Source organism: Alcaligenes faecalis, from assembly GCF_041521385.1.
Taxonomy (GTDB): domain Bacteria; phylum Pseudomonadota; class Gammaproteobacteria; order Burkholderiales; family Burkholderiaceae_B; genus Alcaligenes; species Alcaligenes faecalis_E.
In genome coordinates this window covers 3598451-3616179 of sequence record NZ_CP168006.1, presented here as the reverse complement: position 1 = coordinate 3616179, position 17729 = coordinate 3598451, and the positions used below count along the sequence as shown (strand labels likewise).

The following is a 17729-nucleotide window of genomic DNA, read 5'->3' as shown; positions in this document are numbered from 1 at the left end:
AAGCAATTGAAATTAAACGATATTTACGAAAACACAAAGATGGTCGAAAATTAACCAGAGAACCTCTAAACCACCACCCGAGCCACTATGGGATGTTTTATGCACAGAATTATCCACAGTTTTTGTGGATAGCTTTAGCACTACACCTATTACTTCAAATACATCAGGGGTTTGGCATCACTTTGCGTGAAAAAGACCGTAAAGTGTACCGCGCTCGCGCCGGAACATTCCCGCAATGCAGACAGGGGCTCTACAATAAGTGCTGATTTGTTTCCTGACCGGATAATCGACTCGTGCTTACTTTGATCCATGCCGCTGGCTGGCCTGTCTGGTTCCTGCTGGCCTGCTCCATTCTTGCCCTGGGTTTGATCCTGGAGCGCCTTCTGGCCCTGCGCAGCAAACGGATCTTACCGACCGGACTGGCACGCCAGATCAGCGAACTCACGGCCCAGAACCGTATCCAGGATGACTCCCTGCCTCGCTTGTACGACAACTCGCCTTTGGGTCGAGTATTAGCCACCGTACTGAGGAACCGCCACCTGCCCCCTGCCTTGCGTGAGGCCGCCGTGGAAGCAGAAGGCAAAGATATCAGCTACCAATTGAACAAGTACATTCCGGCATTAGGCACGATTGCCGTCATTGCCCCTTTACTGGGTCTGTTCGGTACGGTTATTGGCATGATCGATATTTTCGCCGCCTACGACCCCGCAGGTGGCGACCCCAGCCTGATTGCCCGTGGCATTTCCGTTGCCCTCTACAACACCGCCCTGGGGATTCTGATTGCTGTCCCAGCCATGATCTTTCACCGCTACTTTCGCAGCCGTGCCGACTACCTGCTGCATTGCCTGGAAACAGAAGCCGGTGTCCTGGATCGCCTGCTGGCGCAGAGGGCTGCCTGATGCGCTTTCACCGAGCCCAAGACCCAGACACGCTGGAGCTGAATCTGGTGCCCTTGATTGATGTCTTACTGGTGGTGCTGATTTTTCTGGCCGCCAGCAGCACCTTCGTGCGCTATCGCCAGCTGGATGTGTCGCTGCCCCAGGCTCAGGCCCAAGCTGCCCAGGCGGCTGAACTGCTATTGGCCATCAGCCAGGATGGGCGCTATGCCTTGAACGGCATGTGGCTGGACGCCAGTAACGCCTCCCCCCTTAGCCAAGCCCTGTCTACCGAAAAGACCGACGAGAACAGCAGCCTGCTGATTCTGGCTGATGCCCAGGCGCCCCACTTTGCAGTGGTCCAAGCCATGGAAGCCGCCCGCCAGGTTGGCATCCATCGCATTCACTTTGCGACCCAGGCCCCATGAGTGTGCGCGTCCACCTGACTGATTGGCTCCATCGGCAGTGGCAAACAAAAGGCTGGTTCAGTCTTTTGATGCGCCCTCTTTCCGCGCTGGCGGCAATCTTCGTACAACGCAAGCAGCATCGCTACGAGCAAGATCCCTGCGCATCCTACCGCAGCCCGGTGCCCGTGATTGTGGTGGGCAATATCATCGTCGGTGGCGCGGGCAAGACCCCCGTTGTCCTGGCGCTGACCGAGCAATTACGCACTTTGGGATGGACTCCTGGCATTGTCAGTCGTGGGTATGGCATGAAGATCGGCCCCAGCCCACGTGTAGGTCAAGGAAAATTAGCCGCCGAACAATTTGGTGATGAGCCTGCCTTGATTGCCGCCCAAACCCAGGCCCCCATTGCTGTCCACCCTCGCCGTGCGCTGGCTGCCCAGGCTTTACTCAAGAAATACCCAGCAGTCGACCTGATTATCTCGGATGACGGCCTTCAACATCTGGCCCTGCAACGCGATCTGGAAGTCGTGGTCCAGGATGCTCGTGGTGTGGGGAACGGCTTGCTGCTGCCAGCCGGCCCATTGCGTGAAGGCCCCGAACGCCTGCGCAGCGTGGACTGGCTGATCAGCCAGATTGTGGCCGACCAAACACCGCCTGCTACCCCTCAACCCGCTGAGCCTGGCCGCGCCCTGAGCATGAGCCTGCGTCCATACCAGGTGGAGCACCTGAGTTCGGGCCGCAGCCTGAACTGGTCGGACTGGCAGCAGGAGTACGGTCAACAAGCACTGCAGGCCCTGGCCGCCATTGGCCAACCCGACCGTTTTTTTTCGATGCTGCGCGCTTGTGGTCTGCATCTAAGTCAGACTTTCCCCCTGCCCGACCATGCCGCCTTGCAAGCCCAGGACTTTCAGGCCCTGCATGACGGGCTGGTACTCATTACCCGTAAAGACGCCGTAAAATGCCAGCACCTGAACGACTCACGACTGTGGGTTGTCGATGTCCAACCCGAGTTCTCACGCCCGGACTGGATTGCTGAACTGGACAGCCTGTTGCGCAAGCGGCGCTTAACCCCACCCTCTTTATCCGGAGTTCAATAATGGAAACTCGCCTACTCGACGTGCTGGTCTGCCCTTTGTGCAAAGGCCCACTGCGCCACGACCGCGAACAGCAGGAACTGGTTTGCAAAGCTGACAAGCTGGCCTTCCCTGTTGTGGACGGCATCCCCACCATGCTGATCAACGAAGCACGTCAACTGGACGCGCAGGAACCTTCCAGCAACTGATATGACTTTTTCCGTCATCATCCCCGCACGCCTCGGTTCCACCCGCCTGCCCAACAAGCCCTTGGCCGACATTGCTGGCCAACCCATGATCGTGCGCTGCGCCCAGCAAGCAGCACGGAGCGGAGCGCGTCAGGTGTGGGTGGCGACGGACTCGCCGCAAGTGCTTGAGGCCGTCCAGGCGCACGGCTTCAAGGCCTTGCTGACCGACGCCGAACACCCGACCGGCACGGATCGCCTGGCCCAGGCCGCCCGCCTGTTGGAGCTGTCCGAGGACGAAATCGTGGTCAATGTGCAAGGTGACGAACCCCTGATCCAGCCCGAGCACATCCAGGCCGCCGCCGCACTGCTGGCTCGTAGCGAACCGGCGGATATCGCCACGCTGGCCGCGCCCATCAAGAACGCCGAGACGCTGTTCAATCCCAATGCGGTGAAAGTGGTGTGCGACCTGCAAGGCCGCGCCCTGTACTTTTCCCGCGCCCCCATGCCCTGGGCCCGCGACGCACTGGCCAATGGCGAACGGATACTGGCCGACGGGCTTCCCGCATTGCACCATATTGGCCTGTACGCGTACCGAAATCGCTTCCTGCAGCAGTACGCCCAGCTACCGCGTGGGCCGCTGGAGCACTTCGAGTCTCTGGAGCAGTTGCGAGCCATGGAAAACGGCTTCCAGATTATGGTTCACCGCCTCCAGGAGATTCCTGCAGCCGGGGTAGACACCGAACAAGACCTGGAAAGAGTACGCGCTCACTTCGCAAATCGGTTATAAAAGATCTTTTTTCTGCGCTATCCGAATAAAAAATGCGCTCATTATGCTGCAACGCATCATGTTGAAGCGTGAATCGGATCGACGCATTTCCTGGAGGAATTCATGCGACTTATACTGCTCGGGCCCCCTGGTGCCGGCAAAGGCACTCAGGCTGCTTTCATCACCGAGAAATTTGGTATTCCACAAATTTCCACGGGCGATATGTTGCGTGCCGCTGTCAAAGCCCAGTCCCCGTTGGGCGTAGAAGCCAAAAAAATCATGGACGCCGGTGGCCTGGTCTCCGATGACATCATCATCGGCCTGGTACGTGATCGTCTGAAAGAAGCAGACTGTGAGCCCGGCTACCTGTTCGACGGCTTCCCGCGCACCATTCCCCAGGCTGACGCCTTGAAGGATGCTCAGGTCAAACTGGACTTCGTGATTGAAATCGACGTGCCGGAAGAAAGCATCATTGAGCGCATGAGTGGCCGCCGTATCCACGCAGCCAGCGGACGTAGCTACCACGTCACCTTCAATCCACCCAAAACACCCGGTGTGGACGATGTGACTGGCGAACCCTTGCTCCAACGCGACGATGACCGCGAAGAAACCGTACGCCACCGCTTGTCTGTCTATCGCGAGCAGACCCGCCCTCTGGTCGATTACTACTCGCAATGGTCAGCCACCGGCGACCCGCAAGCGCCGACTTACCGCAAGATTTCCGGCGTTGGCAGCGTCGATGAGATCCGCCAGCGCATTGTGGACGCCTTGGCAAGCTAAACCAGTCAAGACTCAACCGGCCCCAAAGGGCCGGTTGTTTATTATTCAAGGGAGACAAGCTCATGCAAATCAATAACAAGACTTTTATTGTCACGGGCGGCGCATCGGGTCTGGGCGCAGGCACCGTGCGTATGCTGGTTCAAAACGGCGCCCGCGTGATCATTGCCGACATTCAGGACGAGGCCGGTCAAGCGTTGGCCCAGGAGCTGGGTCAGCATTATCAACGCTGTGATGTCACTTCCGAGCAAGATGCCCAGGCCGTCGTGGATCTGGCTTGCCAGGACAGCAGCCGCCCCCTGTTCGGACTGATCAACTGTGCCGGCGTGGCACCTGCCTCACGTACCGTAGGTCGGAATGGGCCCCACACGCTGGACCTGTTCCAGAAAACCGTCATGATCAACCTGGTCGGCACCTTCAATATGTGTCGTCTGGCCGCCGCCGCCATGAGCAACAACACGCCTGAAGCATCGGGCGAGCGTGGCGTGCTGATCAATACGGCTTCGGTAGCCGCCTATGACGGCCAGATTGGCCAAGCGGCTTACGGTGCCTCCAAGGCTGGTGTGGTCGGCTTGACCCTGCCGCTGGCACGTGACCTGGCACAAACCGGCATTCGCGTCATGACCATTGCTCCCGGCATCTTTGGCACCCCGATGATGTTTGCCATGCCTCAGGAAGTTCAGGACTCCCTGGCGGCCAGCATTCCGTTCCCCTCGCGCCTGGGTCGCCCTGAAGATTTCTCCCAACTGGTGCAAAGCATCATCAATAATGAAATGCTCAATGGCGAAACCATCCGTCTGGATGGCGCCATCCGTATGGCACCAAAATAACTTTCTGTATCGGCTCCAATGGGTTTGTTTCGCTCGGCGGCCACGATTAGTGGCCTGACGCTCCTGTCTCGCATCACCGGACTGGCACGCGACATCCTGATTGCCCGCGCCTTTGGGGCGGGCCCGCTTACCGACGCTTTCTGGGTCGCATTTCGCATTCCCAATCTGCTGCGACGTCTGTTTGCAGAAGGGGCGTTTTCGCAAGCCTTTGTGCCCATCCTGGGCCAGGCGCGTAAAGAGCACGAACACGACAAGGTGCAGCAATTGCTGGACCGCGTTGCCCTGTTGCTGACCTTTGCCGTCATGCTGGTCACGGCCGTCGGTATCCTGGCCGCCCCTTGGGTGGTCAGCGCCATGGCCAGCGGTTTGACCGCCCCTGAACGACAAACCGAATTTGGTGCCGCCATCACCATGACGCGGATGATGTTCCCCTACATCATCTGCATGTCGCTGGTGGCGTTTGCGTCTGCCGTACTCAATACCTGGAGCCGCTTTGCGGTGCCGGCCTTCACCCCTATCCTGCTGAATCTGTCCATGATTGGCGCCAGCCTGTTTCTGGTGCAGTACATGGACACGCCGATTTATGCGCTGGCCGTTGGGGTCATGATAGGGGGTCTGGCCCAATTGCTGGTGCAATGGAGCGCACTGGCTCGTCTGGGCCTGTTGCCACGATTCTCGCTACGACTGGGTCAAGCGCGCCGCGACCCCATCGTGCAACGCATTCTTAAACAGATGCTGCCCGCCATTTTGGGGGTATCCGTGGCGCAGATTTCCCTGCTGATCAATACCAATATTGCCACCTGGCTGCAGTCAGGCAGCGTGACCTGGCTGTCCTTTGCCGATCGCCTGATGGAATTTCCCACCGCCCTGCTCGGGGTGGCGCTAGGCACGGTCTTGCTGCCCAAACTGTCGGCTGCCCACGCCAATAAAGATGACCAGAATTACAGCAGCTTGCTGGACTGGGGCCTGCGCCTGGTTCTGCTGCTGGGCCTGCCAGCCGCGCTGGGCATGGCCATGCTGTCCGATGGTCTGGTCGCCACCCTGTTCCACTACGGTGCGTTTGCCGCTGCTGACGTGGCCCAGACCAAGCTGGCGGTGGGCGCGTATTCGGTTGGTTTGGTCGGTCTGCTGGCCATCAAGATTCTGGCCCCCGGTTTTTACGCCCGCCAGGATATTCGCACCCCGGTACGCATTGCCATTGCCGTACTGATCATTACCCAACTCTTCAATCTGCTGCTGGTGCCCACCTTTGCCCATGCCGGACTGGCCTTGTCGATTGGCCTGGGCGCGACTGTCAATGCACTGACCTTGCTGGTCATGCTGCGCAAACGCGGGATTTATCAGCCCAATCATGACTGGTTACGCTTTTTCCTGAAGATGATTCCTGCGCTGGCCGCCCTTGCCGCCGTCCTTGTGCTGGCTGACCGCTATATCGACTGGATCAGCCTGGGAGCCACACCCCTGCTGCGTGTGCTGTATTTAGGTGGCGTGTTGCTTGCCAGCGGCATTTCTTATTTCGGCATGTTGTTTATCGTAGGCATTCGCCCCTCTTACTTTACAAAGCGGGCTTAGTGTCCTAGAATAATTGTCTTTGCCGATTAAACTTTAAAACTTAGGCTTTACTAAAAATGGCTAATTCCGCACAAGCACGCAAGCGCGCCCGCCAAGCAGTGGCTCGCAACAAACACAACGCCAGCATCCGTTCCATGCTGCGTACCGCTATCAAGCGCGTTCGTCAGGCCATTGACGCCGGCGACAAAACCGCTGCTAACGAAGTTTTCCGCAAAGCGACCAGCATCATTGATCGCGTTGCCGACAAGAACATCATTCACAAAAACAAGGCTGCCCGCCACAAGAGCCGCCTGTCTGCTGCGATCAAGGCCCTGGCCTGATTGCTGAAGATTTTTAATGGTTTAATCGGCTCTGGCCTAAAAACCAGTTAGAAAGGGGGTGCTTAGCACCCCTTTTTTATTAGCCACAAAACCATTGCCTGAACATGCAGGCCAATCATGCTAAGTTATGGATTTGCTTGTTCATCAGCGAGTCCCCATGACACGTCCTATCGTGCTGCAACTGGCATCTTTGGCCCAGCACCCTTCTTTTGACGAAATCGATCGTCATTTCGAGCGCATTACCCTCCCGGACCTGAACCAGCTCTGCGCCGAACAGATCGAACGCGTACAGGTACTGCTGACCAGCGCCGTCACCCCCACGCCCGCCGCCCTGATAAACCGCCTGCCCGCTTTGAAAGCAATTTGCAGCGTCGGGGTAGGCTACGACGCCATCGACGTGCAAGCCGCCCAACAACGTGGCATCCAGATCAGTACCACCCCTGATGTCTTGAACGATTGCGTGGCCGATATGGCCTGGGCCTTAATGCTGGATGCCGCCCGCCGGGTGACAGAATCCGACCGTTACGTACGTGCCGGCCTGTGGGACAGCCCCAATGGTTTTGGACTGGGTACTCGGGTCAGCGGCAAAAAACTGGGGATTGTGGGCCTGGGCCGCATTGGCCAGACCATTGCCCGCCGAGCCAGTGGATTTGATATGGCACTACGCTATCACAATCGCCGTCCGCGTCACGACGTTCCCTGGCACTACGAACCTTCCCTGATCGAACTGGCCCACTGGGCTGACATCATGGTGGTCGCAGCCGTTGGTGGCGACGAGACACGTGGGTTGATCAACGTTGACGTGCTGAACGCTTTGGGGCCCAAAGGGATTTTGGTCAATATCGCCCGGGGCAGTGTGGTGGATGAAAGCGCACTGATTGCCGCCCTGCAAGAAGGACGGCTGGGCGCCGCTGGGCTGGATGTATTCGAAAACGAACCCCTGGTTCCCCAAGCCTTGCGCGACCTGAACCAGGTTGTACTGGCGCCACACACGGCCAGCGCGACACACGAGACACGCGAAGCCATGCTCTCGCTTGCGCTGGACAATATATTGCAGTATCAAAAAACCGGCAAAGTACTAACACGACTTGCCGTATAAAAAACAAATCGCCTACCGTTTTACCGATGGCGATTTGATGAATGCGCTGTCTCCATCAGGAGTCGACAGGGCCCATATTGCTGGGATCAATGCCGCTGGTTTTTAAATTATTATCTTCCGCAAAGCCACAGACGAATTTCCAGGCCAAAGGTTCCAGCTCCCGCAAGCGTGCATCCACCACCACACAGCGCACGCCGTCAATCAATCGCGGCACCACATAGGGCGAATACGTCAGATGCCCTCCCATCGCCCCAGCCGGACGGAACTGAGACATTACCCCGGCCAAACGTTCTGCCCAATCACTGGGACGAAATCGCTGATCCTGCCGGGTCACACCATGGATTACAAGTTGCTTCACTGGCTCTGTCATAACAATTGATCACTCATCGTGCAGTTCAGGTAGGCTGCACCTTTTCCTTTCTCGCTCCGCATTGTATCCGATCGCGGCCAGGCAAAGCCCGGGATTCAATAAATTAGCCACTTGACAATTTATTGCCAATCATTACCTTGCCCCTTCTTTTTATCCTAAAACCAAGCCAATTCCCCTTGTCTTACGCAGGCCGGCTTTGCTCTAAATAGCTGGACAGGTTAAGATGGCTTTCTTTATCCGCAGGATTTTTTTATGGATGCCATCGTGCAAGCAGGACCGCTTCGGCACTTTCTGCAATTTCGCGACTTTTCCCACGACGAAATTTTATATGTGCTGGAACGCGCACGCCTGATCAAAGACAAGTTCAAACGCTATCAGCCGCACCACACATTGCACGACCGCACCCTGGCGATGGTTTTTGAAAAAGCCAGCACCCGCACCCGTGTTTCCTTTGAAGCCGGTATGTATCAGCTAGGCGGTTCGGTTATTCACCTGACCACTACCGACTCGCAGCTAGGCCGCTCCGAACCCATTGAAGATACCGCCCGCGTGGTTTCGCGCATGGTCGATATCGTCATGATTCGCACCTTCGAGCAAACCCGTCTGGAACGCTTTGCCTCCCATTCGCGCGTGCCGGTCATCAATGGCCTGACCAACGAATTCCACCCTTGCCAGATTCTGGCCGACATCTTCACCTTTATCGAACATCGTGGCGATATCAAGGGCAAGACCGTAGCCTGGATTGGGGACGCCAACAATATGGCCTACACCTGGCTGCAAGCGGCGGAAATCCTGGGCTTCACCCTGCATGTATCCGCCCCTAACGGCTACCACCTGGAGTCGGATCGCACAGGCAACCCGGACGCCAGTGTCCTGCGTGAGTTTGACGACCCGCTGGAAGCCTGCAAGGGCGCACATCTGGTCACCACCGACGTGTGGACCAGCATGGGCTACGAGGCCGAAAACGAAGAGCGTCGCAAAGCCTTTGCCGATTGGTGTGTGGATCAGGAAATGATGGATGTGGCTGCTCCTGACGCCATCTTCATGCATTGTTTACCCGCTCACCGTGGTGAAGAAGTCACCGGCGAAGTCATCGACGGCCCACAAAGCGTGGTCTGGGACGAAGCTGAAAACCGCTTACACGTACAAAAAGCATTGATGGAATTCCTGATTCTGGGTCGTTTGGAAGCCTAAACGCGGCGGCCAGAGCAGACAGCTCATTGCTGACAAAAGGGGATGCTCAGCATCCCCTTTTTTGCGCAACAACGGCGCATACATGTATCCAGGCCATCATTGAAGTAATCGCTTAAAGATGATTTCAATAGGGCGAAATCTAACCTGCTTCATGTAAACGACGCGACACGACGGCTCTGCTCAGTGCCGCGACGATACCAACTGCAAGTTACTACAGCCAGACTCTGTCCCTGTGCTGCACTTCGCCACCGATGCTCAGCACAGCGCACCCATCCCTATTCGTCGACCTCCAACCCCGCCAATCGGTAACCAACCTGCAACTCCGTCAGCAGATGCTTGGGCTGTGCCGCATCCTCTTCCAGTTTTTGGCGCAACTGCATCATATACACCCGCAAATAATGGGGCCGATCCGAATAAGCCGCTCCCCATGTTTCATGCAACAGATGCTGGTGCGTCAACACCTTGCCATGGCCCCGAATCAAAGCCGTCAACAAGCGAAACTCGATTGGCGTTAAATGCACCGCCTCGCCATCACGGGAGACCTCATGGGACGCCAGATCGACATGGACACTCCCGAAGCGAACCTGCGACGAGGCTGCCTGTGCAATCGGGACTAATTGAGAACGCCGCAACAAGGCCCGAATTCTGGCCAGTAACTCCGGCACCCCAAAAGGTTTGACCAGATAATCATCCGCGCCCGCATTCAAAGCCGCCACTTTTTCCTCTTCCCGATCACGCGCGGACAAGACCAGAATGGGCGAGTAGACCCAACTTCGCAGATCGTGAATCAAGTCCTTGCCGTCGCCATCGGGCAGACCCAGATCCACAATCATCAGATCGGGGCGACGGGTTGCCGCATCCATGCGCGCCTGCGCCAGCGTACTGGCCTCAATGACGGACATCCCCTCCTGCTCCAAGGCAATCCGTACAAAACGACGAATATTGGATTCGTCCTCCACAATCAAGATCTGGGTTTTGTTCATATCAGTCGTTCGTCATCATCCATATGGGGAGCCGCTTTCCAAGGCAGACGGATTTCGAAGATCACCCCATGAGGCTGACGCGGCTTGGCGCTGATCGTACCACCATGCGCGGCGATAATTGTTCGGCATAACCCCAAACCTAACCCTACCCCTGCCACCGAAGACTCCTTGTAGCCCCGCGTAAACGTCTCAAACAAACGCTCGGGATCACCAGGCGGCAGGCCAGGGCCATCATCACTCATCAGTAAATACATGGATTGGCCAGAACATAGGCCACGTAGCGAGATCGTGCTGGTAGTGGGGGTATATTTGGCGGCATTATCCAGCAAGTTCGTCACCACCCGCTCCAACATCACACCGTCCACCTCGACCAAGGGCAGGTCTGCAGCGAACTCGGTCACAATTTTGCGGGGCTGCAAGGCGGTTGCACAGCGGGCAACAGCAATCCCTACAATCTCGCCCAAAGCATGCCACTCCTTATGCAGCTTGACCCCTTCATTCTGCATACGCGCCAAATCCAGCAAGTTAGATACCTGGCGACGCAGTTCGTCAGACTCAATACGGATGGAATGGGCAATATCCGTGCGCTCCGCCTCGCTTAAGCCCTTGGGCTGCTCCAATGTTTCAGCCAAACCCCGAATCACAGTCAAGGGGGTACGCAAATCGTGCGAGACCGCGGACAACAGGGCATTACGCATTTTCTCCCCCTCCATGCGCAGCACGGTATCCTGGGCAATTTCCACGTAATGAATCCGCTCCAGGGCCTGAGCCAAGATAAAACAACAGGCATCCAGCAAACGCCGTCCGTCAGGCGTGCTTAACGAGGCCGCAGCCCCGGACTGCACCACCAAGACACCCCGTGGGGCCATCGGGCCTTTCAAGGGCAGGTACAAGGCACTGGCGCCGTTCAGGGTCTCCGTACCATTACCGGCTGCTTCCATGTGATCAAACACCCATTGCGCTACTGACAACTCCACAAAGCCGGTGTGGCGGGTTGCCACCAGTTGGTTCTGTTGATCCGGTACCACCAGCACCACCTGCATCTCAAACAAAGGCTCCAACGTATCGCGGCAGACCGCCAGAACCTGCTCCAGGGCCAAAGCCCCCGCCAAATCCCGACTGACACGCGTTAACGCCGCTGCACGACGCTCCCCATCACGCGCAGCCCGGGCCTCGGCCTGCAGCTTGGCAGCCAACTGGCCAATAATCAGCGTCACAACCAGCATGACGCCAAAGGTAAACACGTATTGAGTGTCGGTGACAGAGAAAGAGTAGCGCGGCTCAACAAAGAAAAAATCAAAAAAAGCCACTGACAGCAAAGATGCCCAAGCCCCCGCCAGCCGTCCCAACCGCAAAGCGATAAAGACCACCGTGATCAGGAACAGCATGATGACGTTGGAAAGATCAAAAAAGGATAAAAGCTGCTCGGCCAACAAGGTGGTCACAACGCAAATAAGTGAGGCAATGAACAAGGCCTTACCCTGCACCATGGGCTGTTCCAGCTCCAAAGGCCGGATAGGTCGCTGAACCGTATCCATACGCAGGAGCAGCAAACCAATTTCAGGATTGCTGCGGGCCAGGCGCTCGAACAGGCTGGTGCGCCAGGGCCAGACAGAGCGCGCTGAAGAGTTCCCCAGAATCAGCTTGGTGACATTGCGCTGACGGGCATAGGCCAGAATCGTCTGCGCCACATCCTGCCCGGCAATATTGGCAAACTCGGCTCCCGCATGCTGGGCACTGGCAGCCAAACGCACCAATGCTTCCTGCGCCTTGATCTGCCCACTTTCCTGCGGCGTATCCACATGCAGCACAATCCAGGGGGTCTGCCATTGCTGCGCCAAGCGCGCCCCCTCCCGAATCAGAGCCTCCTGGGCACTCTCGGCGCTGACGCAAACCATTAACAGCTCGCGCGTGGGCCAGACAGTTCGTATGGCATGGGAGATTCGGTAGACATGCACATCGGCATTGACCCGATCCGCCACGCGACGCAAGGCCAGCTCACGCAAAGCAATCAGATTGCCGCGACGAAAAAAATTCTGGCGTGCGTGGGCCACCGAGTCGGCCAGATACACCTTGCCCGCGCTCAGGCGAGACAACAAATCGTCTGGAGGCAGATCCACCAGCAGGACATCCGCCGCACGATCAAAAATCCGGTCTGGCACCGTCTCTCTAACCCGTACCCCGACAATGCCACCCACCACCTCATTCAGGCTGTCCAGATGCTGCACATTGAGCGCGGTATACACATCAATACCCGCATCCAGCAATTCCTCCACATCCTGCCAGCGTTTGGCATGACGGCTACCCTCGAGATTGGAGTGCGCCAGCTCGTCCACCAGCAGCAACTGATAGCCCGACGCCAAGGCCGCATCCAGGTCAAATTCCGTCACCACCCGCCCCTGCCGCTGATACGCCTTGCGCGCCAGTACGGGCAAACCGTCAACCAGGGCCTGGGTTTCCTGACGACCGTGGGTTTCCACAATCCCAATGGCCACGGACATCCCTTCGGACTGGCGTTGATGCGCCTCCTTGAGCATGGCGTAGGTTTTCCCTACGCCCGCACAAGCGCCGAAGAAAATCTTGAGCTGCCCGCGACGAGGCTGGTGCGGATCCTCGCCAATCACCTGCAACAGCGTATCTGGGTCCGGCCTATCCTCAAGTGACATGAATCTGCACACTCCATCCAGAAAATTGCTATTGATCTTACGCTCTTATCCGAAAAACGGCGTCAGCAGCAAGTCAATGAGTTTGATACCGATAAAAGGCGCAATCAGTCCGCCCAAGCCGTAAATCAGCAAGTTGCGTTTCAGCAAACGGCTGGCCGGTTCGGGCCGATACTTCACACCCTGCAAGGCCAAAGGAATCAAGGCGATGATGATCAAGGCGTTGAAAATGACTGCCGACAGGATGGCGCTAGCCGGACTATGCAGCTGCATCACATTCAAGGCACCCAAAGCAGGATACGTGACCACAAAAGCCGCAGGAATAACCGCAAAGTACTTGGCCAGATCATTGGCAATACTGAAGGTGGTCAGAGCACCACGCGTCATGATCATCTGCTTGCCCACTTCCACCACCCGCAAGAGCTTGGTGGGGTTGCTGTCCAGATCCACCATATTGCCGGCCTCTTTGGCCGCCTGGGTGCCGCTGTTCATCGCAACAGCCACATCGGCCTGCGCCAGAGCAGGCGCATCATTCGTGCCGTCGCCAGTCATGGCCACCAGGCGACCTTCATCTTGATAGCGCCGAATCAATTGCAGCTTGTCCTCGGGCGTGGCTTCGGCCAGATAGTCATCCACCCCGGCCTCAGCAGCGATTGCAGCGGCGGTCAGCTTGTTATCCCCGGTAATCATCACGGTCTTGATACCCATGGCGCGCAACTCGGCAAAGCGCTCCTTGATACCGCCTTTGACGATATCCTTGAGCTCCACCACACCCAGCGCCTTATTGCCCTCGGTAACGACCAGCGGTGTGCTGCCGCGCCGAGCCACCTCATTGACCAAGGTGTCCAATTCGCGGGGAAACACACCGCCCTGAGATTCAATATGCGCGCGCATGGTATTGGCCGCTCCTTTACGGATCTGGCGACCCTCAATATCAATGCCGCTCATGCGGGTATGGGCGCTAAAGGCAATAGTCTGCGCGCCCTGCAATTGACGACCACGCAAATTGAAAAGCTGCTTGGCCAGCACCACAATGGAGCGTCCTTCGGGGGTCTCGTCCGCCAGCGAGGCTAATTGGGCTGCATCGGCCAAGACTTGTTCCGATACCTGCGGCGCGGGCAAAAAGGCCGAGGCCTCCCGATTACCCAGCGTAATGGTGCCTGTCTTGTCCAGCAGCAAAACATCCACGTCTCCTGCCGCCTCGATAGCGCGGCCCGAGCTGGCCAGCACATTGGCTTTCATCATGCGGCTCATCCCGGCGACACCTACCGCCGACAGCAAGGCACCGATGGTAGTCGGAATCAAGCAAACCAATAGGGCAATCAAAGCAGTCATCGTGACGGGCGAGCCCTGTCCGGTCAGCGCCGTCGCAAAGCTGGAGAAAGGCAGTAAGGTAACGCATACCAGCAAGAAGATCAGTGTCAGGGCGACCAGCAAGATATTCAAGGCAATCTCGTTCGGCGTCTTGCCGCGCTTGGCGCCCTCCACCATCGCAATCATGCGATCCAGAAAAGCCTCACCCGGTTTAGCGGTAACCCGCATCACGATCCAGTCCGACAGGACTCGCGTCCCACCCGTCACCGAGCAAAAGTCGCCCCCCGATTCCCGGATAACCGGCGCCGATTCACCCGTAATGGCGGACTCGTCTACCGACGCTGCCCCCTGCAGCACTTCGCCGTCAGCCGGAATAATCTGGCCCGCTTCCACCAGCACATAGGCACCGGGCAGCAGTTCGTCGCTGGGGACAGGCCAGGCACGGCTATCACGGGCGGGGTCTTTCAGAACCTTGGCCATGACCCGCTTGCGCGTAGAACGCAGCGCATCAGCCTGCGCTTTACCCCGGCCTTCTGCCACCGCTTCGGCCGCATTGGCAAACAGAACCGTAAACCACAGCCAGGCTGCAATAGACCAGATAAATCCAGCGGGGGCCTCACCCTGCCCCATCAAGGCCTGCACGCCCAGCAAGCTAGTGACGATACTGCCCAGATACACCACACACATCACCGGGTTCTTGAACTGCACCCGAGGCGACAATTTCTTGAAGGCTTCCTTGCACACCGTGCCCCAGGGCACGGCCTGAAATGCCGTCGAACGCTCGGACTCTTGCGGGGCTTTCAGATCAGTAATAGACATATTGACACCTGCTCCTAACGCACAACGGGCTGGTTACTCTTGGCCATATCCAGCGCAAGATTTAGCTCCAGGACCTGCACACGTGGTTCACCCAGTACACCCAGTTGACGAGCATGGGTATAACGATCAACCAAGACCAGCACCTGTTCCAGCGATATGCCGCGCACCTTGGCAATACGCACTGCCTGCAAACGGGCATTGGCCACCGAAATATGAGGGTCCAGACCCGATGCCGACGCTGTCACGGCATCCACAGGCACGGGGGCATCCTCTGCCAAACCATTCATCAGGCGATATGCCTTGCTGCGTTCTGCCACAGCATTGAGCAAATTCTTGCTTAATGCCCCTTGATTGCTGCCCCCGCTAGCGGCGGCGTTATAGGGCTGCGAGATACTATCGGATGGATCTGAAGGGTCCACACCCAGGGTCACACTGGGACGCCCATGAAAATACTCGAGCTGGCTGAAATACTGGCCAATCTGGCGTGAACCCACGACTTGGCCATCACGCTCAATCAAGCTGCCCTTTGCCTGTTCCGGGAACAAAGCCGTCCCGATGACGGTCGTTGCCAAGGGATAGGCAATACCGGTCAGAAGCATAAAGAACACAGCCGACAGCAACACGGGACGCAACAGGCTTTTCACCGTCGGTGCCACTGGACTTGAAACCATAAATTGATGGGTAGACATGACAGTCAATCCTCAAAAAGTAATGCCATCGAGCATCAACAGGTGCTCCACAATCGGGCCCAGCGCCAGAGCAGGCAGAAAAGTCAGGCCGCCCACCACCAGGACCACGAAAATCAACAGGCCGGTAAACAAAGGGGTGGCCGTCGACAAGGTTCCTGGACCCGCAGGAACGGCTTGTTTGGCCGCCAGCACACCGGCCAGAGCCAGCAACGGCAATAAAGTCAGATACCGCCCAACCAGCATGGCCAGCCCGATCGTGGTGTTGAAGAAAGGCGTATTCGCATTGAAACCGGCAAAGGCCGAACCGTTATTGGCCGTACCCGAGGTGTAGGCGTACAACACTTCGCTGAAACCATGCGGCCCCATGTTCGAGAGGCTATCCATGGTGGACGGCAGTACGCTGGCCAAGGCCGTAAAGCCCAGAATGCTGAAGGCGTGCGCCAGCATGGCGAGCATCACGTACTTCATCTCCCGCGCCTCGATCTTCTTGCCCAAAAACTCCGGACTGCGCCCTATCATCATGCCCACCAAAAACACCGTCAAAATGGCGTAGCTGACCAGGCTGATAAAGCCCACGCCTATCCCACCAAAGACATTGTTCAGCATCATTTGGGCAATCGGCACCAAGCCACCCAAAGGGGTCAACGAAGCATGCATGGCGTCGACCGAACCCGTAGTCGCTGCGGTGGTCACCGTGGCGAACATACTGCTTTGGGCAACACCGAAACGCAGTTCTTTACCCTCCAGATTGCCACCGCCCATGGTGCTGCTTGGGGTCTGATCCACCCCCAAGGGGGTCAGCAAAGGATTACCGGCCTGCTCGGCGCTGTAAATCAGTGACAGAAAACCGATGAACATCACCAGAAAGGCCCCAAAAAAGGCCCATCCCTGGCGACGACGAGCCAACATGGAGCCAAAGGCATAGGTCAGGGCCGAGGGCACCAGCAACATGCTGAGCATGTGCACGGTATTGGTCAGCGGCGTAGGATTTTCAAATGGATGGGCTGCATTCATGCCGAAAAAGCCGCCCCCATTCGTTCCCACATGCTTGATGCTTTCAAGACTGGCCACAGGTCCCAGAGCAATCTGCTGCTTGAGTCCTTCCAGCGTGTTGACCACGACATCAGAACTCAGTGTTTGCGGCATGCCTTGCCAGATATAAAACAAGGCCAGCACAAAACTGCACGGCAGAAGCAAACGGTACAAGGAACGGGTGAAATCCACCCAGTAATTGCCAATATCCGCCGCGCTTTTACGGCTTAAACCACGGATGAAACCACCTGCCGCTGCCAACCCCGTGGTGGCACTGATCATCATCAGAAAGGTGATGGCCGCCATTTGAGAAAAGTTGGACAGGCTGGATTCGCCTGAATAGGCCTGCCAATTGGTATTGGTCGTAAAAGACACCGCCGTATTAAAAGCCAGGTCTGGCGTTTGTGCGGCACGCTGCAGGCCATCACCTGGAATCCAAGCCTGTATCCGCAAAAGAACATATCCCAGAAGCAACATGGCCGCATTACTCAATAAAAGTGCCAGACCATATTGCTTCCAGGCCATTTTCTCCTCAGGATTGACCCCTAACAGCCGATACGTACCGCGCTCCACCAAACTGTGTTTCGGGCTGCTGAAAAAATGGGCAATCCATTTGCCCACCACCACTAGCAAGACCGTAGAGACGGCCAGAATAAGTAGAAACTGCATCAGATCTTCCAGCATGACAGCCCCTCTTACAGTTTCTCAAGACCAACAACAAATCCGATCGCCATCACAAAGAATGCGAATAGCAACGC

General features: G+C 57.1%; 17 protein-coding genes. 11 read left to right on the top strand and 6 right to left on the bottom strand.

Features of this window, described 5'->3' with window-relative positions:
• Positions 1-293 precede the first annotated feature (293 nt).
• From ACDI13_RS15640 to ACDI13_RS15595, 10 genes are all read left to right on the top strand, one after another.
• A complete protein-coding gene (locus tag ACDI13_RS15640; protein WP_316989266.1) occupies positions 294-899 on the top strand; it encodes a MotA/TolQ/ExbB proton channel family protein in 606 nt (201 codons plus the stop codon).
• Complete coding sequence (locus ACDI13_RS15635; RefSeq protein ID WP_316989267.1) at positions 899-1303, top strand: biopolymer transporter ExbD; 405 nt, start codon at positions 899-901, stop codon at positions 1301-1303. The genes ACDI13_RS15640 and ACDI13_RS15635 overlap by 1 nt, the downstream gene beginning before the upstream one ends.
• Positions 1300-2379: a tetraacyldisaccharide 4'-kinase gene (lpxK, locus tag ACDI13_RS15630; protein WP_316989268.1), complete on the top strand. Its 1080-nt coding sequence runs from the start codon at positions 1300-1302 to the stop codon at positions 2377-2379. Before ACDI13_RS15635 ends, lpxK begins: the two co-directional genes overlap by 4 nt.
• Positions 2379-2564: a Trm112 family protein gene (locus ACDI13_RS15625; RefSeq protein WP_316989523.1), complete on the top strand. Its 186-nt coding sequence runs from the start codon at positions 2379-2381 to the stop codon at positions 2562-2564. The genes lpxK and ACDI13_RS15625 overlap by 1 nt, the downstream gene beginning before the upstream one ends.
• 1 nt (position 2565) lies before the next feature.
• Positions 2566-3330, top strand: a complete 765-nt coding sequence (gene kdsB, locus ACDI13_RS15620; RefSeq protein ID WP_316989524.1) for a 3-deoxy-manno-octulosonate cytidylyltransferase — start codon at positions 2566-2568, stop codon at positions 3328-3330.
• Positions 3331-3432: 102 nt separating this feature from the next.
• Entirely contained in the window at positions 3433-4089 is a 657-nt protein-coding gene (gene adk / locus ACDI13_RS15615) for an adenylate kinase (protein ID WP_316989525.1), read from the top strand.
• A 62-nt stretch (positions 4090-4151) separates the two neighbouring features.
• Positions 4152-4916, top strand: a complete 765-nt coding sequence (locus tag ACDI13_RS15610) for a 3-hydroxyacyl-CoA dehydrogenase (protein WP_316989526.1) — start codon at positions 4152-4154, stop codon at positions 4914-4916.
• Between the two features lie 18 nt (positions 4917-4934).
• Positions 4935-6488: a murein biosynthesis integral membrane protein MurJ gene (gene murJ, locus ACDI13_RS15605; RefSeq protein ID WP_316989527.1), complete on the top strand. Its 1554-nt coding sequence runs from the start codon at positions 4935-4937 to the stop codon at positions 6486-6488.
• 56 nt (positions 6489-6544) lie between these two features.
• Positions 6545-6808, top strand: coding sequence for a 30S ribosomal protein S20 (gene rpsT / locus ACDI13_RS15600; protein WP_316989528.1), 264 nt, complete (start codon positions 6545-6547; stop codon positions 6806-6808).
• A gap of 157 nt (positions 6809-6965) precedes the next feature.
• Complete coding sequence (locus ACDI13_RS15595; protein WP_316989585.1) at positions 6966-7907, top strand: 2-hydroxyacid dehydrogenase; 942 nt, start codon at positions 6966-6968, stop codon at positions 7905-7907.
• Positions 7908-7962: 55 nt separating this feature from the next.
• Here ACDI13_RS15595 and ACDI13_RS15590 read toward each other — a convergent pair whose 3' ends face one another.
• A complete protein-coding gene (locus ACDI13_RS15590) occupies positions 7963-8277 on the bottom strand; it encodes a DUF3579 domain-containing protein (RefSeq protein ID WP_121738685.1) in 315 nt (104 codons plus the stop codon).
• 252 nt (positions 8278-8529) lie between these two features.
• Between ACDI13_RS15590 and argF the strand changes: the two genes are divergently transcribed.
• Positions 8530-9471, top strand: coding sequence for an ornithine carbamoyltransferase (gene argF, locus ACDI13_RS15585; protein ID WP_316989584.1), 942 nt, complete (start codon positions 8530-8532; stop codon positions 9469-9471).
• Between the two features lie 275 nt (positions 9472-9746).
• On the opposite strand, the gene ACDI13_RS15580 is transcribed toward argF, so the two are convergent.
• From ACDI13_RS15580 to kdpA, 5 genes are read right to left on the bottom strand one after another with little or no spacing between them, the layout of a single operon-like run.
• Entirely contained in the window at positions 9747-10454 is a 708-nt protein-coding gene (locus ACDI13_RS15580; protein WP_316989583.1) for a response regulator, read from the bottom strand.
• Positions 10451-13120 (bottom strand): sensor histidine kinase KdpD, encoded by a 2670-nt coding sequence (locus ACDI13_RS15575; protein ID WP_316989582.1) that lies wholly within the window; start codon positions 13118-13120, stop codon positions 10451-10453. The genes ACDI13_RS15580 and ACDI13_RS15575 overlap by 4 nt, the downstream gene beginning before the upstream one ends.
• 45 nt (positions 13121-13165) lie before the next feature.
• The gene (gene kdpB / locus ACDI13_RS15570; RefSeq protein WP_316989581.1) at positions 13166-15250 is read right to left on the bottom strand and encodes a potassium-transporting ATPase subunit KdpB; all 2085 of its coding nucleotides are present in this window, start codon (positions 15248-15250) and stop codon (positions 13166-13168) included.
• 14 nt (positions 15251-15264) lie between these two features.
• Positions 15265-15939, bottom strand: coding sequence for a K(+)-transporting ATPase subunit C (gene kdpC, locus ACDI13_RS15565; RefSeq protein ID WP_316989580.1), 675 nt, complete (start codon positions 15937-15939; stop codon positions 15265-15267).
• A gap of 12 nt (positions 15940-15951) precedes the next feature.
• Positions 15952-17655 carry a potassium-transporting ATPase subunit KdpA gene (gene kdpA / locus ACDI13_RS15560; RefSeq protein WP_316989579.1) on the bottom strand — a complete coding sequence of 568 codons (1704 nt, stop codon included), beginning with the start codon at positions 17653-17655 and terminating at the stop codon, positions 15952-15954.
• Positions 17656-17729: the final 74 nt, after the last annotated feature.